The sequence below is a fragment of the Agrobacterium cavarae genome, assembly GCF_004310285.1.
GTDB lineage: Bacteria > Pseudomonadota > Alphaproteobacteria > Rhizobiales > Rhizobiaceae > Agrobacterium > Agrobacterium cavarae.
In genome coordinates this window covers 1-23813 of the sequence record NZ_SISF01000024.1, presented here as the reverse complement: position 1 = coordinate 23813, position 23813 = coordinate 1, and the positions used below count along the sequence as shown (strand labels likewise).

The window sequence follows — 23813 nt, the reverse complement described above, 5'->3', positions numbered from 1 at the left end:
TCTCTCCCATCTTGCAAGCGCCAGGAAACTCGGCCAAAAGGCTGGCATGATTACGATTACCGACCTTTCCGCCCGTATCGCAGGCCGCCTGCTTCTCGACAATGCCAGCGTCTCGCTGCCTGATGGCGTGAAGGCCGGTCTGGTGGGGCGCAATGGCGCTGGGAAATCGACGCTATTTCGCGTCATCACCGGCGATCTCGGTTCTGAAAGCGGCAGCGTCACCATTCCAAAGCATGCGCGCATTGGCCAGGTGGCGCAGGAAGCACCGGGGACGGAAGATTCGCTGATCTCCATCGTGCTTGCGGCTGACAAGGAGCGGGCAGCGCTGCTGCAGGAATCCGAAACGGCGACGGATCCGAACAGGATTGCGGAAATCCAGATGCGACTTGTCGATATCGACGCGCATTCGGCAGAGGCGCGCGCATCGGCCATTCTTGCCGGTCTCGGTTTTGATCAGGAGGCGCAGCTGCGCCCCGCCTCTTCGTTCTCCGGCGGCTGGCGCATGCGCGTGGCACTCGCCTCGGTTCTCTTCGCCGAGCCCGATCTTCTGCTGCTCGACGAACCGACCAACTATCTCGACCTGGAAGGCACGCTCTGGCTGGAAGACTATATCCGCCGCTATCCCCACACCGTCATCATCATCAGCCACGACCGCGATCTTTTGAACAATGCCGTCAATTCGATCATCCATCTCGATCAGAAGAAGCTGACCTTCTATCGCGGCGGATACGATTCCTTCGAGCGGCAGAAGGCGGAAGCCGACGAGTTGCAGATGAAGGCGAAGGTGAAGAGCGATGCGGCGCGCAAGCATCTGCAAAGCTATATCGACCGTTTCCGCTACAAGGCCTCCAAGGCCAAGCAGGCGCAAAGCCGCATCAAGGCGCTGGAGCGGATGGGCACCGTTGCCGCCGTTATCGAGGATCACGTTCAACCCATCACCTTTCCAGAGCCGGAAAAGCAGCCTGCGTCACCGATTGTCGCGATCCAGAGCGGTGTCGTTGGCTACGAACCGGGCAAGCCCATTCTTAAAGGGTTGAACCTCCGCATCGACAATGACGACCGCATCGCCCTGCTCGGCTCCAACGGTAACGGCAAATCCACCTTCGCCAAGTTCATTTCCGGCCGCCTGCCAGCACAGGCGGGCGATCTGCGTATCGCGCCGGGCCTGAAGATAGGCTTCTTCGCCCAGCACCAGCTGGACGACCTGGTGCCCAACGAAACGCCGGTTGAGCATGTGCGCAAGCTGATGCCGCAGGCGGCGGAAGCGCAGGTGCGCTCACGCGTTGCCCAGATGGGCCTTGCGACGGAAAAGATGTCGACCGCTGCCAAGGATTTGTCGGGTGGAGAAAAGGCACGCCTGCTGATGGGGCTTGCGGCCTTCCACGCGCCGAACCTGCTGATCCTCGACGAACCGACCAACCATCTCGATATCGACAGCCGTCGCGCGCTCATCGAGGCCCTGAATGATTACGATGGTGCCGTGATCCTGATTTCGCACGACCGGCATCTCATCGAAGCCACCGTGGACCGTCTCTGGCTGGTCAACAACGGCACGGTGACGAGCTTCGAAGGCGATATGGAAGAATATCGCGATATCGTCATCGCCTCCGGCAAGAAGAAGGATGAGAAGATCGAAACCGCAAGCGATCAGGCGTCCAAGGCGGATCAGCGCAAAGCCAATGCCGAAAAGCGCGCGCAGCTTGCACCGCTGAAGAAAAAGATCAACGAAATCGAATCCTTGACGGCAAAGCTTGAGAAACAGATTCAAGCCCTCGACACGGAGCTTGCCGATCCGACGCTGTATGAAAAGGCGCCGGCTAAGGCAGCAGAAAAGGTCAAGCAGCGCGGTGAAGCGGCTGCCAAACTTTCCGCGGCAGAAGAACAGTGGCTGTTGTTGTCCAGCGAATATGAAGAAGCCATGGCTGGATAAATCAAACCTTACTTTCCAGGACGGGAAGTAACCGGCCGTTAACCATAATCAGAGAAAGCTCGGCAACAACGTCACCCCTGATTTGCCGAGCTTTTCATGCGCTTCTCCTCACTCTTCGTGTCCGCAGCCATTGCGCTGTGCCTTTCCAGTTGCGCAGGCAAGCCACAGGCCGAAGGGTCGCTGAAAAGCTCCTTCGCCGCTACCATGCCCGACAATCCCGCGGCAGGTGCACATGATCCCATCGCGCTATCGCCAGCGGCATGGATGCGTCCTCGCAATCCGATGGGCCTTGCCGGTCGCGACATCGAGGTGTCATCGCTGAAAGACATTGCGCTTGCCAACAAGGAAGTCGTGCTGAGCTTTGACGATGGCCCGGTGCCGGGTAAAACAGAGCGGATTCTTGCGACACTGAACGAGTTCGGCGTGAAGGCCACCTTCCTGATGGTTGGCGAAATGGCGCAACACTATCCCAACATCGCCAAGAAGGTCGTGGCCGAAGGGCACACGATCGGCAGCCACACCTTCAGCCATCCCAACCTGCGCAACCTTACCTTCGACCGGGCGCTAGCGGAAGTGGCAAAGGGTGAAAAGGCCGTGGCGAAGGCGACGGATACGGATGCGATGTTCTTCCGCTTCCCCTACCTGTCGGATAACCACAACCTGCGACACATGGTGTCCGAGCGCGGTCTCGTCATCATGGACGTCCAGGTGGATTCCAAGGACTATTTCTCCGATACCCCGGCGCTTGTCGCGTCGCGCACCATTGCCGCCCTTCGCCATCGCGGCAGCGGTATCATCCTGATGCATGACATTCACAAGCGGACAGCCACCATGCTGCCAGCACTTCTGACCCAGTTGAAAGCCGAAGGCTACAAGGTGGTGCATCTGGTCTACAAGAAGCCGGCCCACAAGCCGCTGCTTGTTGCATCCGCCAGCTGATTTTGAGCTGACAGCGCCGAGCAACGGCTTGCCCGGCGGCCTGTTTCTGATACAAGGCATAAAGTATTATTTTTAGAGCATCACACGGGTCTTAAAAGCATGTCAGCCATCAAGCTTGCCATCGTCGGCGTCGGCAAAATCGTTCGCGACCAGCATCTTCCAGCCATCGCCGCCAATGCGGATTTCGACCTTGTCGCAACGGCCAGCCGTCATGGTACCGTGGAAGGCGTGCCTTCCCACCACACGATCGAAGAACTGATCGCTGCCGTGCCGGAAGTGACCGCGGTTTCGCTCTGCATGCCGCCGCAATATCGCTACGAGGCAGCCTATACGGCGCTCAACGCCGGCAAGCATGTCTTCCTTGAAAAGCCACCCGGCGCAACCCTTTCGGAAGTGCAGGATCTTGTTCGCCTGGCGGATTCCAAAGGCCTGTCGCTGTTTGCAAGCTGGCATTCGCGCTATGCGCCAGCCGTCGAAGCAGCAAAGAGCTTCCTGGCCTCCACCAAGATCAATAGCGTTCACGTCATCTGGAAGGAAGATGTGCGCCACTGGCACCCGAACCAGGAATGGATCTGGCAGGCCGGCGGCCTCGGTGTCTTCGACCCCGGCATCAATGCGCTGTCGATCATCACCCATATCCTGCCGCGCGCACTGTTCATCACCAAGGCGACGCTGGAATTCCCGGAAAACCGCGACGCACCGATTGCCGCCGACATCCACTTCTCCGACGTGACGAAGATGCCGGTGCATGCCGAGTTCGACTGGCGCCAGACGGGCAAGCAGAGCTGGGATATCGTCGCCGAGACCGAAGCCGGTCAGATGGTTCTCTCCGAAGGCGGCGCAAAGCTTTCAATCAATGGCGAACTGAAATTTGCAGAGCCGGAGCGCGAATACCCTGCCCTTTACGAGCGCTTTGCCGAGATCATCAAGGCCAAGACGTCCGACGTCGATCTCGCACCGCTGACCCACGTCGCCGACGCTTTCCTGCTCGGTCGCCACAAGTTCGTGGATTCCTTCTACGACTGATAGCGGGTCGTCGACGCGTTTAGCCGATGGACAAATGGCCGGGACGAACCCGGCCATTTTCTTTATGAATGATCTTGATTAGAGCGCCGTGCTTTCCGAAAATCGGCTTCGATTTTCGGGCCGATGCTGTAGGGCCTTGCCCGATGGTCAGCGACCGTTTGCCTTGCGCCATGCTGCAAAAGCGGTCTGGTGCTCGTCCTTGGTGCAGGGATAGAGGCCGATAATCGTTTCGCCTGCCTTGACGCGTTCCACGACAAAGTCCTCGTAAGCGGTCATTTCGACGGCTTCGGTCGCAATTTCATCCGCAATACCGGCGGGGATGACGATGACGCAATCCGCATCGCCAACGATGATGTCGCCCGGGAAGACCGGCGCGTCGCCGCAGCCGATCGGACCGTTGATCTCGATTGCTTCATGCTTGGTGAGGTTCGTTGGGCTGGACGGGCGGGTGTGGTAGGCCGGGATATCCAGCTCGGCAATGGTTGCCGCGTCGCGGAAGCCGCCGTCGGAGACGATACCGGCACCGCCACGCACCATCAAACGGGTGACGAGAATATCGCCAGCGGAGGCAGCACTCGCGTCCTTGCGGCTATCCATGACCAGCACATGGCCCGGAGGGCAGGTCTCGATCGCCACGCGCTGCGGATGGGCAGGGTTGCGGAATTCGACGAGCTGATTGCGGTCTTCACGGGCCGGCATGTAGCGCAGTGTGAAGGCCGGGCCCACCATGTTCTTGCCCTTGTAGCCAAGCGGGCGCACACCCTGGATGACCTGGTTGCGCAGGCCGCGCTTGTAAAGCGCCGTTGCCAGTGTCGCGACGGAAATCGTCGATAGTTTTTCGCGGGTTTCGCTGTTCATAGTGTTCTCCTCGTCGTGACGGATGAAGGCTTTTCACGCCTTGTGAATGGGTTCGTCGATAAAGACGCCACCCTGATATTTCGCGATGGCCGCTTCCGGATCAGGGCACGGCACGGTCCGTTCGATTTCCTCGCGGAACCGCGCGGCATTGTCGCGCCGCTGCCAGCCGAGAAAATCGACATGAGAGTTGTCCCACCAGGCATCATCATTGGCAGACACACCCCAGATCACCGGGCAGCCAAGCTTTCGCACGCCGAAAACGGCCTCGATCAGCGAGACGAAATCGTCATGGCTGAGCCAGGTGGAGAGCATGCGCCAATCCATCGGCTTCTCGGTGCAGGAACCGATCCGGACGATCGCCGTCTCCTGGCCGAATTTGGAATGATAGAGGCTCGCAATCGCCTCGCCGAAAATCTTCGACACGCCGTAAAGCCCATCCGGCAGGAAGGGCATATCCGGCGTAAGCTTGGTCCCTTGGGGATAGTAGCCGATCGTGTGGTTGGTCGAAGCGAAGAGGATGCGTGGCTTGCCGTTCGCCCGCGCCGCTTCATAGAGATTGTAGACTCCTCGCAGATTGGCGTCCTCGATCGGGTCGTATGCCTTCTCGACCGAAATGCCGCCCAGATGAACGATGCCATCGCAATCCTTCACCAGATCGTGGACGGCCTCAGCATCCTCCAGCGCGCAGCGCACCACTTCCTCGTGCGGTCCGGCGGGCGCGGCAATCTCCGCCACATCCGACAGGCGGACGATTTCGGCAACCTGGCCGAGGCGCCCGCGCAGCATTCTGCCAAGCTGGCCGCCGGCACCTGTGATCAGCAAACGCTTCATCATCGACCCAATCCTTTAGTAGATGTCCGGCTCGCCAGCGCTGCGGCCGAAATCCGTCTGGAGGAAGTCGAAGTCGCAGCCCTCATCCGCCTGTGTCACGTGCTTGGAGAAGAGATAGCCATAGCCACGCTCATAACGCGGCGCTGGCGGCTGCCAGGCGGCACGGCGGCTTTCGATCTCCTCTTCGCTGACCAGCATATCGAGGCGACGTGCGGGCAGATCAAGGCGGACGATATCGCCGGTCTTCAAAAGGGCGAGTGGGCCGCCAACGAAGCTTTCCGGCGCGACGTGCAGCACGCAGGCGCCATAGGACGTGCCGGACATGCGGGCGTCGGAAATGCGCACCATATCGCGGTGGCCCTTCTTGATCAGCGCTTTGGGGATGGGCAACATGCCCCATTCCGGAAAGCCGGGGCCACCCAGTGGTCCTGCATTGCGCAACACCAGAACATGATCAGGGGTAACGTCAAGATTTTCATCGTCGATCGCTGCCTTCATTTCGGGATAGCTATCGAAAACGAGCGCTGGACCTTCATGGACATGGAACTTGGGATCGCTGGCCGCAGGCTTGATCACGGCACCATCCGGGCAAAGATTGCCACGAAGGACAGCAAGCGAGCCCTCTGCATAGACGGGATTGTCGAGCGAGCGAATGACATCGTCATTATAGACCTTGGCGCCTTCCAGGTTTTCACCCATGCTGCGACCGGTCACCGTCAAGGCTGAACAATCAAGACGGCTTTCGATCTGCTTCATCAGAGCGCGCAGACCACCGGCAAAGTAGAAGTCCTCCATCAGATAGTCTTTGCCCGAGGGGCGGACATTGGCGATCAGCGGGGTGACGCGGCCGAGCGCATCCAGTTCATCCAGCGTCATCGGCACGCCGGCGCGCCGTGCCATGGCGATCAGATGCACGACCGCATTGGTGGAGCAGCCGGTTGCCATGGCAACGATCGCCGCATTGCGGAAGGCTGCCGCACTCAAAATCTTGTTCGGCGTCAGATCCTCGGCCACCATTTCCACGATGCGACGGCCGCAGGCAGCCGACATGCGCAGATGAGCTGAGTCCACGGCAGGGATCGAGGATGCACCCGGCAGCGTCAGACCGAGCGCATCGGTGATCGCGGTCATGGTGGAGGCCGTGCCCATGGTCATGCAGACGCCGGCGGAGCGCGCGATGCCGCCCTGGACGCCGCTCCACTCTTCATCGGTAACATTGCCTGCGCGGCGTTCGTCCCAGTATTTCCAGGCATCAGAGCCGGAACCGAGTGTCTTGCCGGCATAGTTGCCGCTCAGCATCGGGCCGGCGGGCAGATAGATCATCGGAACGCCAGCGGAGATCGCACCCATGACGAGGCCGGGCGTGGTCTTGTCACAGCCGCCCATCAGCACGACGCCATCGAGCGGATGAGAGCGGATCATCTCTTCCGTCTCCATCGCCAGCATGTTGCGGTAAAGCATAGAGGTTGGCTTGGTAAAGCTCTCATCGACGGAGAGGGATGGCATCTCAACGGGGAAGCCGCCAGCCTGAAGAACGCCGCGCTTCACGTCCTTCACTCGTTCGGGAAAATGCGAGTGACAGGTGTTGAGCTCCGACCACGTATTGAGGATGCCGATCACCGGCTTGCCGGCAAAATCCTCTTCGGAATAGCCAAGCTGCATCATGCGCGAGCGGTGGCCGAAACTGCGCAGGTCGTCAGGGGCAAACCAGCGGGCGGAGCGAAGCTTCTTCTCGGTCATGTCAAACGTCCTGCTTGAGCGTCAAACCGCTCGTCGTATCGAAAAGATGAACGTGCTCGAGCGGCGCGGCCATGCGGATCACCTCACCGGCGGCAGTGGAGGTCTGCCCGGACAGATGCAGCGTCACAGGCGTACCATCGCCCAGATTGCCGTAGAGATAGGATTCTCCACCAAGCTGTTCGGCTGTGCGCACCGACATGGTGAGCGGTCCTTCATTGCCGTGCTTCACATGGTTGGGGCGAATGCCGAGCGTGACCTTCTGGCTGGGCGCATAGGAAAAACCGGTCTGCGGCAGCGGGATCAGTTCGCCCGTCGCGATCTTCAGCAGAGGTGTCGATCCGGAGATCACCTCGCCGGCGAAGAAGTTCATCTTTGGCGACCCGATGAAGCCTGCGACGAAGAGATTGGCAGGGCGATTGTAAAGATCGAGCGGGACGCCGAACTGCTCCAGCTTGCCGGCGCGCAGCACGGCGATCTTGTCGGCCATGGTCATGGCTTCCACCTGGTCGTGGGTGACGTAGATCATCGTGTTGCCAAGACGCTTGTGCAGAGCGGAGATTTCGCCGCGCATATCGACGCGCAGCTCTGCATCGAGGTTGGAAAGCGGTTCATCGAAAAGGAAGACGCGCGGTTCACGCACGACGGCACGGCCGATCGCAACGCGCTGGCGCTGTCCGCCCGACAGATCCTTCGGACGGCGCTCCAGAAGCTGATCGATCTGCAGCATCTTGGAAACCTGCGCGATCTTTTCGGCGATCGCCTTCTTCGGCGTGCCGATGTTTTCAAGGCCGAAGGAGAGGTTCTCGCGCACCGTCATATGCGGGTAAAGCGCGTAGGACTGGAACACCATGGCAAGACCGCGGTCCGCAGCCGGCACCGTGTTGACCACATCGCCACCGATGACGATGTCGCCATCGGTCAGGGCTTCCAGGCCTGAAATCATGCGCAGAAGCGTTGACTTGCCACAGCCGGACGGTCCGACGAATACGCAGAATTCGCCGTGCTTGATATCGAGATCGATACCCTTGATCACATCGAGGGCGCCATATGTCTTTTTGACCTGACGAAGCTCAATACTTGCCATTGTCGTGTCTCCTCCCGAAGGATTATTTGCCGCCCGTCGATGCAATGCCGGTGGCGATGTATTTTTGTAGGAACATGAAGACCAGCGCGATGGGCGCGAGCGTCAGTACGGTCATGGCAAGCAGGTTGCTCCACTCCGTCGACATCTCTCCCTGGAAGGAATTCAGTGCCAGTTGCAGGGTGAAATTATCGTTGCGGGTCAGCACGATCAGCGGCCACAGGAAGTCGTTCCAGCGCCACATGACCGCCAGGATCGCAAGCACCGCAAGTGCCGGTGCAGAGAGCGGCAGGATGATGCGCCAGTAGATCTTCCACTCGCTGGCCTTATCCATGCGTGCCGCGTCGAGGATCTCATCGGGGATCGTCAGCATATATTGGCGAAGCAGGAACACACCGGTCGGCGTGGCGGCACCGGGAATGATCACGCCCCAGAGACTGTTGATCATGCCAAGCTGGCTGGTGATGAGAAAGAGCGGCACCAGCACGACCGTCTGCGGGATCATCAAGGTGCCGACGACCATGGCTAGAACGGCACCCCTGCCCTTGAACTGATATTTCGAAAGGGCAAAGGCCGCCATGGAATTGACGATCAGCATGATGACGGTGGACGTTACCGTAATGAAGACCGAGTTCCAGAAATAAAGCGGGAAGTTGAAGCGCTGGAAAAGCTCGGTGTAGTTCTCCGTCGCCAGAGACACGCGCTCAGCCGGCTTCAACTCGTTGAACGGCATTTTTTGGATTTCGGTCGGCTTCGCTGGGTCGATGACCTGCGCTACCAAGCCGATGCGGCGCACCATGCCCACCGTCTGACCGTCCTTGGTGGTATAGACGGGAAGCGGCGCTTGCTGTCCATCCACAACGACGGTCTCCTGCGAATAGGGCAGGAAACGCGGAGGAAAGCGCTGAAGGTCCGCTTCCGTCTTGAAGGACGACAGAACGAGCCAGACGACCGGGCCGAACATGATCAGAACGGCCATGCCAAGATAGGCGTAGGACAGCCAGTCGGTCCAGTGCAGCTTGCCATTGCGGCCGCGCGTGCGGGTTAGAAATGCACCAATCCTAGCCATCGACCTTGCTCCTGTTTGCCCGGAATTGCAGAGCGGTCAGCACCACGAGAACGACAGCGAGAAGCAGCGAGGCTGCGGCTGCAAGGCCGAAATTGCGGGGCGTTCCGGCAAAACCGGTCTGATAGATGTATTGAATGATGAAGGTCGTTGCCGAGCCTGGACCACCGCCGGTGAAGGCGAAGATTTCGTCGAAGGTCTGTACGCCCTTGATCAGCGACAGAACAAGCACGACGAGCATGGTCGGCGCCAGAAGCGGCATGGTGATGCGGCGGAAGATGCGCCAGGGGTTCGCCTTGTCGAGTTCGGCGGCCTCGTAGACATCACGTGGGATCGCCTGCAGGCCGGCAAGAAGGATGAGCGTGTAGAAGCCCATATGCGCCCAAACCGACAGGAAGACCGACCAACCGAAGGCCAGGTTTGCTTCCAGCATCCAGTCGACAGAGCTCAAGCCCATACCTTCCATCGCGGCATTGAGAACGCCGAAGCGCTGCAAGATCCACTTCCAGATCAGCGCCACGACGACGGGTGACAGCAACACTGGGAAGAAGAACACGGCGCGGAAGAAACCACGGGCGCGGATATCGCGGTTGAGGATGATGGCCGTGATCAGCGAGAAGCCAACCATGAAGCCCACCTGAAGCACGACGAAGAGGAGCGTGTTCCACACCGAGCGCCAGAAGAGGTCCTGCTGACAGGAATTCGGATCGAGATAATTGCCGCAGGACATCAGCGCCTGAAAATTCCCGCCGCCGACGAAGGGGCGATCGGCAAGCATGATCTGCTCGGTGCCCGTCACCGAATAGGCAACGTTCAGCAGGATCGGCAGAAATGCGAAAACAGCAAAGAGAATGAGGTTTGGGGTGAGAAACACCCAGGCAATCCGTCGATGCCCGAGAACCTTCTGCAGGAAGGCGAACGGCAGTTCAACGATGCCCATCACTGGCGCAATCAATTTATACATGGGGCTCCTCCTTCGATCCGGCGCGGCACGGGATGCGTCGCGCCGGAAGGCGATGGATCATTTCGCCTGCTTCAACATTTCCTCAACGTCCGTCTTGGCGCGTGCCATCGCTTCATCGACTGTCAATTCGCCGACGATGGTCTGGGTGATGCGCTGAACAGAGATGTTGAACATGGCGCGATTGTTCTTGTAACCCTGGTAGGCGTAAGCAATCGGGCTAATGCCGGGGATCTGGTCGAGCCAGGCATTCATGGCCTTCTGCGTCGCAGGGGTCGCACCGGTATAGGTCACGCCTTTTTCCGCGACCGACTTCTTGGCCGGAACGTTGCGGGTGCGGACCGTGAAGTCGAGATAGTTCTCGTCTTCGGCAAGGAAGTTCAGGATATCGGCCACGATCTTCGGGTTCTTGGTCTGCTTGAAGCCGACAATGCCGGTACCACCCGGCATGCCGGTGCAGGCAGCACCGCCGCAAGGCTGCGGCACGACTTCCCAGTCGAAGGCATCGCCTACCTGGCTATCGAAGCGCGCCGTCTGCCAGCTACCGGAATAGTAGTAAGCGAGTTGGCCGTTGATGAATTCCTGCGCGGCGTCACGATAGGTATTACCGCCCTGCCCGGCCCAGACGTCACGCGCCATGGTGCCGTCCTTGTTCCACTCGACGAACTTCTTCACGAAGGTCGTGAAACCTTCATCGACCAGGATCGGCTTACCTTCCGCGTCGAAAATCTTGGCGCCATAGGAGATGGCGGGGCCGGCAATACGGTGACCCGAACGGTCGATTGCCATCGGATAAGGTGTTCCGGTTGCCTTCGCGACGGCGGTCGCCGCCTTTGCCCAATCATCCATCGTCGCGTCCTTGCCGGGCACGGCGACATTGGCCTGATCGAACAGCGTGCGATTGATGAAGGCGCCGGTGATGGTCAGCTGCGTATGCATGCCGTAGATGCCCTTGTCGTCAGGGCCGCTGCGGTACCACTTCAGCACGTTGGAGAAATTGTCTTCCCAGTTCTTCGCGTCCACATAGGGCGTGAGATCGAGATAATAACGGTTGAGGCCGCCAAGGTCGGTGACGGTGGCGAAATCCGGACCGCTGCCGCCCGCGAGCTGAACGGGCAGACCTTCCAACAGCGCCTTATAAGGCACCACGTCGGTAACGATCTTCACATCCGGATGCTGCTTTTCATAGCGTGCGAGAATGTCCTTCAGGATTTCGCAGCCATTGCCGTCATAGGCGCATGTGAAGCGAACTTCCTGGGCAGCCTGAGCGCCTCCGGCGAAAGACGCCGCGCCCAAAGCGAGCGCCAATGCCATGCTGTATTGTCTGATCATCTGGTTTCCTCCCATTCGATGATTATGCTTTGGCGATGATTATGCTCTAGAGCGCCGTGCGTCCTTTCGGACGCACAAAGGACGCTCTAGCTCTTCCAAATCACGCATCGTGCCTTTCTGAAAATCGATCCCGATCTTCAGGCCGATGCTGCGGTGGGTGCAGGCTGCGGAGCCCAACCCTTGATCCACTGACCTTCCGCCGCCTCTGCCAGCCGTACCGGTTTGCCTCCGCGCGCCGAGCGATAAATGGCCGTGACGAGCTCAATCGATTGCAGACCGTCCCTTACAGTGACCTCCTTGCCGCCGCGCCCCTCCATGGCGTCAGCAATCGCCTCGACAAAACCGGTGAAGCCGTTCTCGCCTTCGCCAACCGTTGCAAGAACCGCATCGATCTGAGCTTGCGTCGTCGGTGCTCGCGCAATGAAGCGCCACTTGTCTTCCGCCGGGCGATAGGGCAGCGAACCGCTCTCGGCGGTGAAACCTTCGAAGCAAAAGCGCAGACGCGATGTGTCTTCGGCCGCTCCGAGCGTAACCGAGCTTGTCACCAGCGCGCCGTTCTTCATGCGGAAGCTGAGTGCCGCGCAGTCTTCGGTTTCGATCGCGTTGACGCGGGTATCGGCCATGGTGAAGACTTCTTCGACCGGGCCGAGCACGTAGCAGATCAGATCATGTGCATGGATCGCATGGCCGAGGATCGCGCCACCGCACTCGCCTTTCCAGGTGCCGCGCCAGGGGATGTCGTAATAGCCCTTGCCGCGATTCCAATGGACTTCCGAGCTTGCAACATAGGCCTTGCCGGCAAGCCCGGCATCGATCAGCGCGCGAAGCTGGCGCATGGCCGGACCAAAGCGATACTGGAAGACGGGGAAGATGCTGCGGCCCGTCGTCTTGACGGATTCGAGAAGCGCATTCGCCTCTTCCAGCGAACGAACAAGCGGCTTTTCGCAGACCACATCCTTGCCAGCGGCGTGCGCCTTCAGCGTGATTGGGAAATGTAAGTGCGGCGGCAGGCAGACGTCGATGAGCTGGATGCTCGGATCCGCCAGAACCTCATCCAGATCGGCGGTAACATGGATGGACGTGCCATTGGCAACGCCACGCGCGCGTTCCACGTCGAGATCGCAGATCGCCTTGACGGCGAACCGCTCCGGCAAAGCGAGATACCCCTTCAGATGCTCGGCACCAATACCGGCACCGACAATGGCGACGCCTATCATGCCTTTGCTCCTTCAGCCTTGGCCTGTGCCTGAAGCGACAGATCGCAAACCTTGAAGACATGCTCCTGCGTCATCGCCGTTTCGGTGCGGTTGCGGATGTCGTCGCATACGCGTCCGAAATATGGGAGGCCAGCGTCGGAGGCATCGATATATTCGCAGCGATCGCCATTGACGAGGATCAGGCGGTCGGTGCCTTCGCTGTTGCCGACATCGACATATTTGCGCAGTTCGATATAGCCCTCGGTGCCGAGGATCGTCAGGCGGCCATCACCCCAGGTGGGCAGCGCATCCGGCGTATACCAATCGACGCGGATGTAGCCGTGGCCCTTGTCGCCGCGCAGCAGCACTTCGCCAAAATCCTGCAGGCCCGGGTCGCCCGGGTTGGCGTAATTGGCAACCGAAGCAGACACGATTTCCACCTCGGTGGAGCCGGTGAAGAACATGAACTGGTCAATCTGGTGGCTGGCGATGTCGGTGATGATGCCGCCGTATGCTTCACGCTCGAAGAACCACTTTGGACGGATCTGGCGGTTCAGACGATGCGGGCCCATGCCGATCGTCTGGACGACGCGGCCGATGGCGCCTGCGGCGACCAGCTCGGCAGCCTTGGTGACGCTCGGCACTTCGAAGCGCTCGGAGAAATCGACTGTCCAGATGCGTTTGGTCTTCTTGACCGTCTGGCGAATGCGCTCGAGCTGTTCGAATGTGGTGCAGCCTGGCTTGTCGGTCATGACATCCTTGCCGGCTTCCATCGAGGCGACCGCAAGGTCTGCGCGCTTGGATGGGATATCGGCAATGACGACCATATCAACGCTGTCATCCGCCAGAAGCGCTTCCTTGGTGGCCGAACGCGGCACGTCGGGAAAACGCTTGACGAAGCCTTCGACCACGTCGGGCTCGCCTTCCGTCCACCAGCCGACGAACTCCGCGCCGGCGTCCATCAGGTTCTGTGCCATACCAAAAATGTGGCGGTGCTCTATGCCCAGAGCGATGAACTTAATTGCTTTAGTCATTGTTGCAGTTCCACTTCCTTGCCGGTTTCGGCCGAGTTAATGATCGCGTCGATCAATCTGTGAGACAAAAGAGCCGCTTCGCCCGTGACAACCGGTGGACGTTCTGCGGTTATGCTATCTGCGAAATCCTCGAAGACGCCTTGGTGCCATTCATGGGTAAAGGCCATCGGATCGGCGCCGCCGCCAGTGCCGGAAGCCGCCCCACCAAAGACCTCCTGGCGTCCGTCGCGCCAATCGACATGCAGGAGACCGGAAGCGATCCGGAGGCTGGCATTGTCGAAGTGCAGGACGATCGATTCAGCCGAGCCTGGAAAACTGGCCGTGCTCGCGACAAGCGAGCCGACCGCGCCATTTGCAAAGCGAAGGCCAGCGGCAACGTAATCTTCGGTTTCCATGCGATGGAAACAAGTCGTTGCCGCCATCGCTTGAACGCGCGACACAGGACCTGTGAGGCTGAGGGCAAGATCGATGGTGTGAATGGCCTGGGAAATCAGAACGCCGCCACCGTCACGTGCCAAAGTACCGCGACCGGGTTCGTCGTAATAGGATTGAGCACGCCACCACGGCACGGAAATCTCGCAGAGACCGAGTTCTCCAAGCGTTCCACCGTCAACAAGCTCGCGCGCCTTTTGTGAAGCCGCGCGCATGCGATGCTGGAAGATGATACCGAGCGTGACGCCAGCGTCCCGACACAGAGCAACCAGACGCTCGGCCTCATCGGTGTGCCGGGCAACCGGCTTTTCCATGAGGATATGCTTGCCGGCACGGGCGAAGGCTTCGACGATATCGAGGCGGGCGTTCGGCGGCGTGGCGATAATGGCGAAATCAACATCCTTGTCCTGCGACGCCTCAGCCACCGAGGAATAAACTGTCACGTCATATCCCGCGTGCTTCGACGCTTCCTCGGCCAATGCCTTGGCGCGACCGGAACCGCTGTCAACGATACCCTTCAGCCGAATTTTGTCAGGACTTGCTGCACAGGCGAGCACATGGGTCTTCGCCACCATTCCAGCGCCAATGATGACGCAGGTTTTGATCTTCTGCATTTAGGGAGCCTCCCTTCCCAATGCGGCATAATTTGCATACCGGTATGCCGGTTGTCAACTGACTTGTGTTCCGGTATACCGGTTAGAAATCGCTGGAGTGAAAATGCCCAAAATCCCGATGACAGGCGGCTCTGTCCCGACCATGGAGAGGCTGGATCTGAACCGTCCCGTAGTGGATCAGATTTACTCGGCGCTAAAGTCCGCCATTCTGTCGCGGGAGCTTTTTCCCGGGCAGGCGGTATCCGAAAATGAGATCGGCCTATCATTCAATTCCAGTCGTACGCCGGTGCGGGAGGCATTGAGCCGTTTACGAGACGACGGCTTGATCGTAACCCTTCCCAGCCGCGGCACATACGTCTCCAAGCTTTCTGAAAAGAGTATCCGTAGTTCGCAATTCATCCGTGAAGCGCTTGAGGTCGCAGCGGTCGAGAAGCTATGTGAGACCGGCCTGTCGGCGGAAGCGGAGCAGGAAATCGAGCATGCGCTGAACGGTCAGCGCAAGGCGATGCAGCGCGGGGACCGCAAGGCCTTCCGGATGCATGACGACCAGTTTCACAGCGCCCTTGCGGCGGCAACCGGCATGGACAGGCTGGAAACGCTGCTCATCCGCGAAAAGGCAGGCCTTGACCGCCTTCGGGCTCTCGCCATTACCGATGAGGCGCATATGGCTGGGCTGCTTGCCGAACACGAGGCGGTCTATGCCGCGATAAAGGACGGCAACGAGACGCTTGCGGCGGACGAGTTGCGTAAGCATCTGCGCCGCGTGCTCGGGATTCTGGCGCAGGTCTTCGCCAACCATCAGGACTATTTCGAGTAAATCTGCGGTACCATCGACAACGGATCCCAACCATGACCACTGCACACTACGGGCTGCTGCCTGCCGAAACGCTCGGCATGTCAGAGGCAACACTCCTCTGCGACACAATCAGCACGCTGGCGGAATCACCCGTTTGGGACGAAAAGCGCCAAGTGCTGTTCTGGTGCGATATTCTCGGCAAGACGGTTCGCTGTGCCGCGCTCACGCCCGGTCAGTATCGTGAATGGTCTTTCCCAAGCACAGTGTCCAGCCTCGGACTTTGTGACAACGGTGACCTCATCGTCGCCTGTGGCATGGATATCGTTGTCCTCGATCCGGAGAGTGGCGCCACCCATACGCTCTGCAGCATTCCTGCGCCAGAGGGTGGTCCTTTCCGGCTGAATGATGGACGCATCGGGCCCGATGGTGCCTTCTGGGTCGGCACGATGCATAACGTTCCATTGCCGCAGATGGAACCGCGCGGCGAGCTTTGGCGCGTCACGGCAAGTGGTGCCGAACGGATGCAGATCGGCCTCACCTGCCCCAACGGGCTTGCCTTCTCGCAAGATGGTTCGGTCATGTGGCAGAGTGATTCCGTCCAAAGATGGATCCGTCGCCGCACATTCGACAAGAGCCGAGGGACCTTCGATGAAGGCATTCTGGTTGCGCAGATGACAGAGGAAACGGGCAGGCCCGACGGTGGCTGCGTCGATCGTTCCGGCGTTTACTGGAGCGCTGGCGTTTCGGCTGGACTGATCAACGCGTTTTCGCCCGACGGCGTGCATCTCGGTGCGATTGCGGCGCCTGTCCCGCACCCCACCATGGGCTGCTTCGGTGGGTCGGACTTCAGCACGCTTTTCCTGACGTCCCACCGTCACAACATGTCCGACGAGCGGTTGCAGAAGGCGCCATCATCGGGCGGTGTGTGGATGATCCCGACGAAGACGACCGGCTTTGCCGGTTTTCGTTTTCGTCGTTGATGCGCTGGAGGCTCACGCCTTTTTCTGCCAGCGGCCTTCAGGCGATTGCTGCCAATAGGTCAGTGCATGGCCCTCGCCTTTCAGCTTCTTCCACTGCGCGCGTGCCGCTTCCAGCTGCCCGGCGTCATAGCCATCGAACATGAAGACGATGCGCTCATAGGCATCGAGTGCCGGCGGCTCCGCGCCATCGACGAGAAAGCGCACCGTCGCCTCATTGGCATTGCCATCGCTTGAGGTGAGCAGCACCGGCTGTTGCGCAGATGTTGCGGCGGCATCAGTGGCGTGCGGCAGAAAGCTGTCGTCGCGGAACGTCCAGAGAAGGACGTCGAGCGTATCGCGCTTCTCATCACTTCCCGTCTGGACCGCGACCTTCCAGCCGCGCTCCAGCGATTTCTCCAAAAGCGGCGGTAAGGCATCCTCCAGCTTGGATTCCGTCAGATGATAAAACAGGACTTCCGTCATCGGGAGATTGCCGCCTTCTTGCTTCTACCTCAATCCTCGTAGTGCGCGCGAACCAGTTCGTCCAGAAGGCGAACGCCATAGCCGGAGCCCCACGACTGGTTGATCTCGGTCAGAGGCGAGCCCATGGCCGTACCGGCAATATCCAAATGCGCCCATGGCGTCTCACCGACGAAGCGCTTGAGGAACTGGGCCGCCGTGACCGAGCCCGCCAAGCGGCCAGCGCTGTTCTTCATGTCGGCAAACTTCGAATCGATGATCTTGTCGTAGTCCTTGCCAAGCGGCATGCGCCACAGCTTCTCCTGCGTCGTGTCGCCCGCCTCGACCAATTGACCGGCCAGTTCATCGTCATTGGAAAAGAGGCCTGCCTGAAGATTGCCAAGCGCAACTGTGATTGCACCGGTGAGCGTGGCAAGATTGATCATGAATTTCGGCTTGAAGCGATCGTTCGTGTACCAGAGCGCATCCGCCAGAACGAGGCGACCTTCGGCGTCGGTATTGATGATCTCGATGGTCTGGCCGGACATGGAGGTGACGATATCGCCAGGCCGCTGGGCATTGCCATCCGGCATGTTTTCGACGAGCCCGATAACGCCGATCACATTGGCCTTTGCCTTGCGGGCCGCAAGCGTGTGCATGAGACCGGTCACGGCAGCAGCGCCGCCCATGTCGCCCTTCATGTCTTCCATGCCGGCACCTGGCTTCAGAGAAATACCGCCCGTGTCGAACACCACGCCCTTGCCGATGAAGGCGATCGGCTCGTCTTTCTTGGAGCCGCCATTCCATTGCATGATGGCAAGCCGTGGCGGGCGAACAGAGCCTTGGGCCACGCCGAGAAGTGCGCCCATGCCGAGCTTCTTCATTTCCTTTTCGCCAAGGATTTCAACCTCTACGCCGAGTTTCTTCAAGCCCTCTGCCTTCTCGGCAAATTCGACCGGACCAAGCACATTCGGCGGCAGATTGACGAGATCGCGCGCCAGAATGACGCCATCGGCGACGGCCTGAGCAGCCTCGAACGCCTTTTCTGCCTCCTTATGGCCAACCGTCACGATCGTAACATCGACACGTTTGGGCTTCTTCTCTTCGTCGGACGGCTTCTTGGTCTTGTAGGCATCGAAACTATAGGCGCGCAGCAGGAGCCCAAGGGCGAAGTCGGCAGCGGTCTTGCCATTCACATCAAGGCCCGGAACATCGAGATAGACGACGACCTTTTCCGCCTTTTTGAAATTGGCGGCAGCGGTGCCGCCTGCCCTCAGCCAATCATGCGCTGTGAGCTTCGTGGCCTTGCCAAGGCCGATGACCGTGATGCGATCTGCCTCAGAACCCTGGGGCGTCAGAACATCGAGAACGCTCATCGACTTTGCCGAAAAGCCTGCGACCTTGGAGGCCTTTTCGAGCACGCCAGCCGGATCCACATGCGCCTGACTCGCCGCCCCTTCGTCGCCGGAAGCGCGCAGAAGAATGGCCGTGGCATTTTCACATGAGGCGGAAGCGGCGAAGGAAATATCGAAACTGGCGGACATCTTGATGCTCATCTTGCTGTTTTTTAAGGGTGTGCGGATCATGGGCCTTTCCGCCCGCGACGCAACCCCGGCATGGCGACTCGCAGTGTCAAATTTGTGGATGGTCACAGCAACGACTAAGGTTCGACGAAAAGTTTTTTTGCCAGCTCTCCACAAAAAGCCACAGCCGCAGGAAAAATGACTGCGCGAAAGAAATTTGTCGTCCATCGAGAGTCGCCAAGCGGGATCGATGCGATTACATAGGGCCGGTTCCCTGCACGGGAAAAAAGAATGAAAAACGTTACCAGGGACTAAATGGCGCTTCTCGAACGGTACATATTGCGACGCACGACGCAGATGGTTCTCGTCGCGCTGATGCCCGTGCTGGCAATCATCTGGACGATCCAGGTTCTGCAAAGAATCAACCTCGTCACGGATAGCGGCCAGTCCATGGGCTCGTTCATGACGCTCGCAACCATGCTGTTGCCGACGCTCATTCCCGTCGTTCTACCCTTTGCGCTTGTCATTGGCGTGACGCAGACGCTAACCGCGATGAACACCGACTCGGAGCTCGCCATCATCGATGCATCGGGCGCGCGCCGCACGATCATCTACAAGCCTGTTCTCATTCTCGGCGCGGTGCTGAGCCTCGTCTCCTTCGGCATCACCAATTTTGCCGAGCCGCCGGCACGTGCCGCTGCGCGCCAGATGGTCGCTGCAGCCTATGCCGATCTGCTCTCCTCAGTGATCGAAGAGAAGACCTTCCGCACTATTCAGGATGGACTTTATGTGCAAATCGGCCAGCGCCAGGGCCGAATCCTTCGTGGGCTCTTCGTTGCCGACCGTCGCGATCCGAACTACGACCTTATTTATTATGCCAAGGAAGGCATGATCGACGAAGGTGGTACCTCGCTCACCATGCGCGACGGCGAGGTTCAGCAGAAGACGCCTGACGGCAAGGTTTCGGTTGTCAAGTTCCTGTCCTACGCTTTCGATCTCTCGACCATGTCGGAGAAATCCGACAATGAGCCGTCGCTGTCTGCCAGCGATGCCAGCCTGACCTTCCTGCTGTCTCCGGACGAGAACCTGGAAAGCTACAAGAAAAATCCTGGAAGCTTCCGTTCGGAACTGCACCGGCGTCTCGTCGACTGGATGTTCCCCTTCGTGTTCGCTTTGATCTCGCTGGTCGTCGCAGGGGATGCACGCTCTCACCGCGAGGCACGGCTACATCCCATGGTGGTTGCGCTGGTTACGGCCTTCATGCTGCGCTGGCTGGGCTTCTATTTCACCAATCAGGTGAAGCAGAGCGCTGCCTTCATTCCCTTCGTCTATGCCGTTCCGGTGGTCAGCGGCCTCATTGCCGCCTATCTGCTGGCGACCGGCCGCAAGCTGCATATGCCGTCCTTCCTTCATACCGCAACCCAAGCGCTCCAGCGTCGGGTCAGCCGGCCAAAGGCGAACGGTAACGGGGGACAGAGCGCATGATCTTCGGCACACTCGCCCGCTATTTTCTTCGTCGCTATGCCATGACAACCTTCTGGTTTCTGCTTGGCGTCTCGTCGATCATCTTTCTGGCCGATTTTAGCGAAACTGCGCGACGCATGTCCGGCCTTCCCGGATATTCTGTGCCGGCTGCACTGGGACTGACGGCACTTCGACTGCCGCTTATCCTGCAGCAGACGGTTCCTTTCGTTGCCCTCTTCGTCGGCATGACGACGCTGATCTCGCTGAACCGCCGCTACGAGCTTGTGGTGACGCGCGCGGCAGGCATTTCCGTCTGGCAGTTCATGCTGCCCTTCATCACCGGCGCGATTCTGCTCGGCATCCTTTGCGTCGCGGCGCTCAATCCGCTCGCCGCCTGGGGCGAAAGCAAGTCGCTCTCCGTCGAGGCGGGATGGCGTAACGATGGGAGCGGCCCGCGTCAGCAGCAGGTGATTCCATGGCTGCGCCAAAGCAGCGGTGGAGAGGACACGATCATCGGAGCAAAGAGCTTCGAGGATAACGGCGCGCTGCTGAAAGACGTGGTGCTGATTCACCTCGACAAGAACGGCAACATCCTTTTCCGACAGGACGCCGCCTCGGCGAAGTTGGAAGATGGTTACTGGCTTCTTAACAACGTTTCGGAGATTCGACCGGGTCACGTCCCCACTCATCAGGCGACGGCCAGAATCAGTACCAATTTGAGACAGGAATTCGTTCAAGAGCGTCTGACTCAGCCGGAAACCGTTGCTTTCTTTGATCTTTCTCGAAAAATCGAAGTGGCGAAATCCTTCGGCCTGTCATCCAAGGCACTCGAGACGCAATATCACTTCCTGCTCTCCATGCCATTTCTGCTGGTGGCGATGACGTTCATTGCGGCAACTGTTTCTCTAAAGTTCAGCCGTTTTGCACAGTCCCGTTCAGTGATTCTGGGTGGAATCCTTTCCGGCTTCGTGCTTTATGTGGTAACCGTGCTCGTAAGGGCATTCGGGAGTAGCGGCGTTGTTCCGCCCTTCGTTGCGGTCTGGATTCCAGTCGTCGTAGCGTTGGCATTGGGGGCAACCATTCTGCTTCATCAGGAGGACGGCTAGTGGCGGTATTTGACCGCGGGAATATCAGACGGCTTGCGGCAGCCCTTCTGACAGGGGCTTCTGTGTGCGCATACGTAGCTACCGCATCCAGCGCTTTTGCTGATGACGGGGTGATTGTGGGCGACGCTCAAGACCAATCAAAACTCCTGCTTACAGCAAATGAACTCACCTATAATCGTGACGCGCAAGAAGTGATCGCGACGGGTGGCGTGCGCTTGAAATATTCGGGCTACCGCATGGTGGCCCAACGCATTGAATATAATCAGGGCACCGGTCGCGTCGTTGCCCGCGGAAACATCGAACTCATCGAGCCAAGCGGCAACCGCATCTACGCCGATGAGTTGGACGTGACCGACAATTTCTCGCAGGGCTTCGTGAATGCTCTGCGCGTGGAAACGACCGACAACACGCGCATTGCCGGCGAAAGTGCTGAACGCGTCAATGAGGATGTTATGATCCTCAACAACGGCGTTTATACGGCCTGCCTTCCCTGCGCCGAGCGTCCGGACAAGCCGCCGCTTTGGCAGGTCAAGGCCGAGCGCGTCATTCAGGACGGCAAGAGCCAGACGGTTCGATTGGAGAAGGCTCGTTTCGAGCTGTTCGGCAAGCCGATCGCCTATCTTCCGTTCATCACCGTTCCCGACAATCGGGTAAAGCGCAAGTCGGGCTTTTTGTTCCCGCAGATGAGCATAACCGACAAGCTCGGTTTCGGTATCGGCGTGCCCTATTATCAGGTGCTTGGCGATAGCGCGGATCTGACGGTCACACCGACCTTCTACACGGCCCAGGGGCTTCTGCTTCACGGTGAACTGCGCAACCGTTTCGAGATGGGAACGCACACGCTGACATTTGCCGGCATCGACCAGCGCGACCCAGAACGATTCGACCCTGGCACCAGCGACGCGCTGAACGACCGGCGTGGCATGGTTGCCAGCCGGGGTGACTTCAAGATCAATCCCCGCTGGTCATTCGGCTGGGACGTCATGGTGCAGTCCGACAACAACTTCGCCCGCACCTATGACCTCAAGGGCTATAAGAGCGAAACCCAGACGAACAAGCTTTACCTCTCCGGCCTCGGTGATCGTAACAGCTTCGATGCCAATGCCTACTACTTCAACGTCCAGGACAAGGACGACTTCGAGTTGGAAGAGCGCAGGCAGGCGATCGTCCATCCAGCCGTTGACTATCGCTACTTCCTTCCCGATCCCGTCTACGGCGGCGAGCTTTCGCTGACGACGAACCTCACCAGCCTGACGCGCCGCAATCAGGATGCCTATGCGCTCGGAACCTCCAACCGATTCCCGGGTCTTGAAGGCACCTATACGCGCCTGACGACGGAAGCCGAGTGGAAGAGAACCTACACCTTCGATAGCGGCCTTCAGCTGACACCGCTCGGCGCCCTTCGTGGAGACATCTTCTCCACCGATATGGCGACGCAGGGTCTCACCTATGGCAGTTCGATCGCCGATGACGCGGCCTTCCGCGGCATGGCGACGCTTGGTCTCGAAGCACGCTACCCGATTTTGTTCACGGCGCAGAACAGCAGCCACGTGATCGAACCGATCGCTCAGGTATTCGTGCGTCCGGATGAGCAATTCGCCGGTCGCCTTCCAAACGAAGATTCGCAGGCCTTCGTCTTCGATGCGACCAACCTGTTCGAGCGCGACAAGTTCACGGGCTTCGACCGTGTCGAAGGCGGCACGCGTGCCAATCTCGGCTTCCGCTATAACGGCACGTTCGACAATGGCTACGGCATCCGCGCGATTGCGGGTCAATCCTTCCATCTGGCCGGCGAGAATTCTTTCGCGTCACCGGATCTCGTCAATGCCGGTGCCGATTCCGGTCTGGAATCAGACCGCTCCGACTACGTGACGATGGCGGCGATCGATGCGCCGATCGGTCTGTCCTTCTCCAACAGCCTGCGTCTCGACAAGGATAACTTCGAGATCAACCGGATGGAGAACAGCGTCCACTACACGGACAACCGTTTTACCGGCAAGGTCAGCTATACGCAGGTCAAGGCACAGCCGAATTACGGCTATGACCGTGATCGTGACATCATCCAGACGTCGGGCAAGATCCGCCTCGACGACAATTGGGCTCTGTTCGGCGCGATCAACTACGATTTGAACAACAAGTTCTCGAGCGAGCGCCGTATCGGTGTTCTCTATCAGGACGAGTGCACGATCTTTACCGTCAGCTACTCGGATGAGGGTAACCTCAGCACCGTGCGCGAGGCGGCAAATGACTGGTCGATCAATGCCCGCCTCGCCTTCCGCACACTCGGCGACATTAGCGTCGGCTCGGCTGCGGAAGACTGGGACAAGGCCGATATTGGCTGGCAGCCAAATAACTACTGATAGCCTAGACCTTACAAAACAACGGCGGGATTTTCCCGCCCTCAGACTGCTGACAAACCCCTGGCGTGAGCTAGGGGTTTATGATTTATTGGGACATGTTGAAGAA

At 59.2% G+C, this 23813-nt stretch carries 20 protein-coding genes; 8 read left to right on the top strand and 12 right to left on the bottom strand.

The annotated features are described in order from the left end of the window. The first annotated feature begins 46 nt into the window (after nt 1–46). The 3 genes from EYC79_RS05425 (at nt 47) to EYC79_RS05415 (ending at nt 3895) form a co-directional block, all read left to right on the top strand. Entirely contained in the window at nt 47–1930 is a 1884-nt protein-coding gene (locus tag EYC79_RS05425; protein ID WP_130977387.1) for an ABC-F family ATP-binding cassette domain-containing protein, read from the top strand. A gap of 96 nt (nt 1931–2026) precedes the next feature. Continuing rightward, nucleotides 2027–2869 (top strand): polysaccharide deacetylase family protein, encoded by an 843-nt coding sequence (locus tag EYC79_RS05420; RefSeq protein ID WP_130977386.1) that lies wholly within the window; start codon nt 2027–2029, stop codon nt 2867–2869. A 99-nt stretch (nt 2870–2968) separates the two neighbouring features. Continuing rightward, a complete protein-coding gene (locus EYC79_RS05415; protein ID WP_112518968.1) occupies nt 2969–3895 on the top strand; it encodes a Gfo/Idh/MocA family protein in 927 nt (308 codons plus the stop codon). A 147-nt stretch (nt 3896–4042) separates the two neighbouring features. Here the strand turns inward: EYC79_RS05415 and EYC79_RS05410 are convergent, their stop codons facing one another. The 10 genes from EYC79_RS05410 to EYC79_RS05365 all read right to left on the bottom strand — a co-directional run bounded on the left by EYC79_RS05410 (nt 4043) and on the right by EYC79_RS05365 (nt 15040). Further along, nucleotides 4043–4753, bottom strand: coding sequence for a ribonuclease activity regulator RraA (locus EYC79_RS05410; RefSeq protein WP_130977385.1), 711 nt, complete (start codon nt 4751–4753; stop codon nt 4043–4045). Nucleotides 4754–4786: 33 nt separating this feature from the next. Further along, on the bottom strand, nt 4787–5587 hold the full coding sequence (locus EYC79_RS05405) for an NAD-dependent epimerase/dehydratase family protein (protein WP_130977384.1): 801 nt from the start codon (nt 5585–5587) through the stop codon (nt 4787–4789). Between the two features lie 12 nt (nt 5588–5599). Beyond that, entirely contained in the window at nt 5600–7324 is a 1725-nt protein-coding gene (gene araD, locus EYC79_RS05400; protein WP_062425602.1) for an L-arabinonate dehydratase, read from the bottom strand. 1 nt (nt 7325) lies between these two features. Further along, on the bottom strand, nt 7326–8408 hold the full coding sequence (locus EYC79_RS05395; RefSeq protein WP_130977383.1) for an ABC transporter ATP-binding protein: 1083 nt from the start codon (nt 8406–8408) through the stop codon (nt 7326–7328). A gap of 22 nt (nt 8409–8430) precedes the next feature. Further along, a complete protein-coding gene (locus EYC79_RS05390; protein ID WP_130977382.1) occupies nt 8431–9474 on the bottom strand; it encodes a carbohydrate ABC transporter permease in 1044 nt (347 codons plus the stop codon). Continuing rightward, nucleotides 9467–10435 (bottom strand): carbohydrate ABC transporter permease, encoded by a 969-nt coding sequence (locus EYC79_RS05385; RefSeq protein WP_130977381.1) that lies wholly within the window; start codon nt 10433–10435, stop codon nt 9467–9469. The genes EYC79_RS05390 and EYC79_RS05385 overlap by 8 nt, the downstream gene beginning before the upstream one ends. Before the next feature lie 57 nt (nt 10436–10492). Further along, a complete protein-coding gene (locus EYC79_RS05380; RefSeq protein WP_130977380.1) occupies nt 10493–11764 on the bottom strand; it encodes an ABC transporter substrate-binding protein in 1272 nt (423 codons plus the stop codon). Between the two features lie 137 nt (nt 11765–11901). Continuing rightward, on the bottom strand, nt 11902–12981 hold the full coding sequence (locus tag EYC79_RS05375; RefSeq protein WP_130977379.1) for a Gfo/Idh/MocA family protein: 1080 nt from the start codon (nt 12979–12981) through the stop codon (nt 11902–11904). Then, a complete protein-coding gene (locus tag EYC79_RS05370) occupies nt 12978–13994 on the bottom strand; it encodes a Gfo/Idh/MocA family protein (RefSeq protein ID WP_113265966.1) in 1017 nt (338 codons plus the stop codon). The genes EYC79_RS05375 and EYC79_RS05370 overlap by 4 nt, the downstream gene beginning before the upstream one ends. After that, the gene (locus EYC79_RS05365; protein WP_130977378.1) at nt 13991–15040 is read right to left on the bottom strand and encodes a Gfo/Idh/MocA family protein; all 1050 of its coding nucleotides are present in this window, start codon (nt 15038–15040) and stop codon (nt 13991–13993) included. Before EYC79_RS05365 ends, EYC79_RS05370 begins: the two co-directional genes overlap by 4 nt. 103 nt (nt 15041–15143) lie before the next feature. Between EYC79_RS05365 and EYC79_RS05360 the strand changes: the two genes are divergently transcribed. Further along, nucleotides 15144–15857, top strand: a complete 714-nt coding sequence (locus tag EYC79_RS05360; protein ID WP_165456966.1) for a GntR family transcriptional regulator — start codon at nt 15144–15146, stop codon at nt 15855–15857. A 32-nt stretch (nt 15858–15889) separates the two neighbouring features. Then, entirely contained in the window at nt 15890–16816 is a 927-nt protein-coding gene (locus EYC79_RS05355) for an SMP-30/gluconolactonase/LRE family protein (protein WP_130977377.1), read from the top strand. Nucleotides 16817–16828: 12 nt separating this feature from the next. Here the strand turns inward: EYC79_RS05355 and EYC79_RS05350 are convergent, their stop codons facing one another. Both EYC79_RS05350 and EYC79_RS05345 read right to left on the bottom strand, forming a co-directional pair. After that, nucleotides 16829–17278 (bottom strand): DNA polymerase III subunit chi, encoded by a 450-nt coding sequence (locus EYC79_RS05350; protein ID WP_130977376.1) that lies wholly within the window; start codon nt 17276–17278, stop codon nt 16829–16831. Nucleotides 17279–17307: 29 nt separating this feature from the next. Beyond that, a complete protein-coding gene (locus tag EYC79_RS05345; protein WP_130977451.1) occupies nt 17308–18798 on the bottom strand; it encodes a leucyl aminopeptidase in 1491 nt (496 codons plus the stop codon). A 294-nt stretch (nt 18799–19092) separates the two neighbouring features. Here EYC79_RS05345 and lptF point away from each other — a divergent pair, with 294 nt between their 5' ends. The 3 genes from lptF to EYC79_RS05330 are packed head-to-tail and all read left to right on the top strand — an operon-like array spanning nt 19093 to nt 23707. After that, nucleotides 19093–20262, top strand: coding sequence for an LPS export ABC transporter permease LptF (lptF, locus tag EYC79_RS05340; protein ID WP_130977375.1), 1170 nt, complete (start codon nt 19093–19095; stop codon nt 20260–20262). Continuing rightward, nucleotides 20259–21347 carry an LPS export ABC transporter permease LptG gene (lptG, locus tag EYC79_RS05335; RefSeq protein ID WP_062425614.1) on the top strand — a complete coding sequence of 363 codons (1089 nt, stop codon included), beginning with the start codon at nt 20259–20261 and terminating at the stop codon, nt 21345–21347. The genes lptF and lptG overlap by 4 nt, the downstream gene beginning before the upstream one ends. Beyond that, nucleotides 21347–23707, top strand: a complete 2361-nt coding sequence (locus tag EYC79_RS05330; RefSeq protein ID WP_130977374.1) for an LPS-assembly protein LptD — start codon at nt 21347–21349, stop codon at nt 23705–23707. The genes lptG and EYC79_RS05330 overlap by 1 nt, the downstream gene beginning before the upstream one ends. The last annotated feature ends 106 nt before the right edge of the window (nt 23708–23813 follow it).

Bases quoted from the DNA above. Each gene is read 5' to 3' on its own strand.
- EYC79_RS05425 (WP_130977387.1), top strand. From the start codon at position 47: ATGATTACGATTACCGACCTTTCCGCCCGTATCGCAGGCCGCCTGCTT.
- EYC79_RS05420 (WP_130977386.1), top strand. From the start codon at position 2,027: ATGCGCTTCTCCTCACTCTTCGTGTCCGCAGCCATTGCGCTGTGCCTT.
- EYC79_RS05415 (WP_112518968.1), top strand. From the start codon at position 2,969: ATGTCAGCCATCAAGCTTGCCATCGTCGGCGTCGGCAAAATCGTTCGC.
- EYC79_RS05410 (WP_130977385.1), bottom strand. From the start codon at position 4,753: ATGAACAGCGAAACCCGCGAAAAACTATCGACGATTTCCGTCGCGACA.
- EYC79_RS05405 (WP_130977384.1), bottom strand. From the start codon at position 5,587: ATGATGAAGCGTTTGCTGATCACAGGTGCCGGCGGCCAGCTTGGCAGA.
- araD (WP_062425602.1), bottom strand. From the start codon at position 7,324: ATGACCGAGAAGAAGCTTCGCTCCGCCCGCTGGTTTGCCCCTGACGAC.
- EYC79_RS05395 (WP_130977383.1), bottom strand. From the start codon at position 8,408: ATGGCAAGTATTGAGCTTCGTCAGGTCAAAAAGACATATGGCGCCCTC.
- EYC79_RS05390 (WP_130977382.1), bottom strand. From the start codon at position 9,474: ATGGCTAGGATTGGTGCATTTCTAACCCGCACGCGCGGCCGCAATGGC.
- EYC79_RS05385 (WP_130977381.1), bottom strand. From the start codon at position 10,435: ATGTATAAATTGATTGCGCCAGTGATGGGCATCGTTGAACTGCCGTTC.
- EYC79_RS05380 (WP_130977380.1), bottom strand. From the start codon at position 11,764: ATGATCAGACAATACAGCATGGCATTGGCGCTCGCTTTGGGCGCGGCG.
- EYC79_RS05375 (WP_130977379.1), bottom strand. From the start codon at position 12,981: ATGATAGGCGTCGCCATTGTCGGTGCCGGTATTGGTGCCGAGCATCTG.
- EYC79_RS05370 (WP_113265966.1), bottom strand. From the start codon at position 13,994: ATGACTAAAGCAATTAAGTTCATCGCTCTGGGCATAGAGCACCGCCAC.
- EYC79_RS05365 (WP_130977378.1), bottom strand. From the start codon at position 15,040: ATGCAGAAGATCAAAACCTGCGTCATCATTGGCGCTGGAATGGTGGCG.
- EYC79_RS05360 (WP_165456966.1), top strand. From the start codon at position 15,144: ATGCCCAAAATCCCGATGACAGGCGGCTCTGTCCCGACCATGGAGAGG.
- EYC79_RS05355 (WP_130977377.1), top strand. From the start codon at position 15,890: ATGACCACTGCACACTACGGGCTGCTGCCTGCCGAAACGCTCGGCATG.
- EYC79_RS05350 (WP_130977376.1), bottom strand. From the start codon at position 17,278: ATGACGGAAGTCCTGTTTTATCATCTGACGGAATCCAAGCTGGAGGAT.
- EYC79_RS05345 (WP_130977451.1), bottom strand. From the start codon at position 18,798: ATGTCCGCCAGTTTCGATATTTCCTTCGCCGCTTCCGCCTCATGTGAA.
- lptF (WP_130977375.1), top strand. From the start codon at position 19,093: ATGGCGCTTCTCGAACGGTACATATTGCGACGCACGACGCAGATGGTT.
- lptG (WP_062425614.1), top strand. From the start codon at position 20,259: ATGATCTTCGGCACACTCGCCCGCTATTTTCTTCGTCGCTATGCCATG.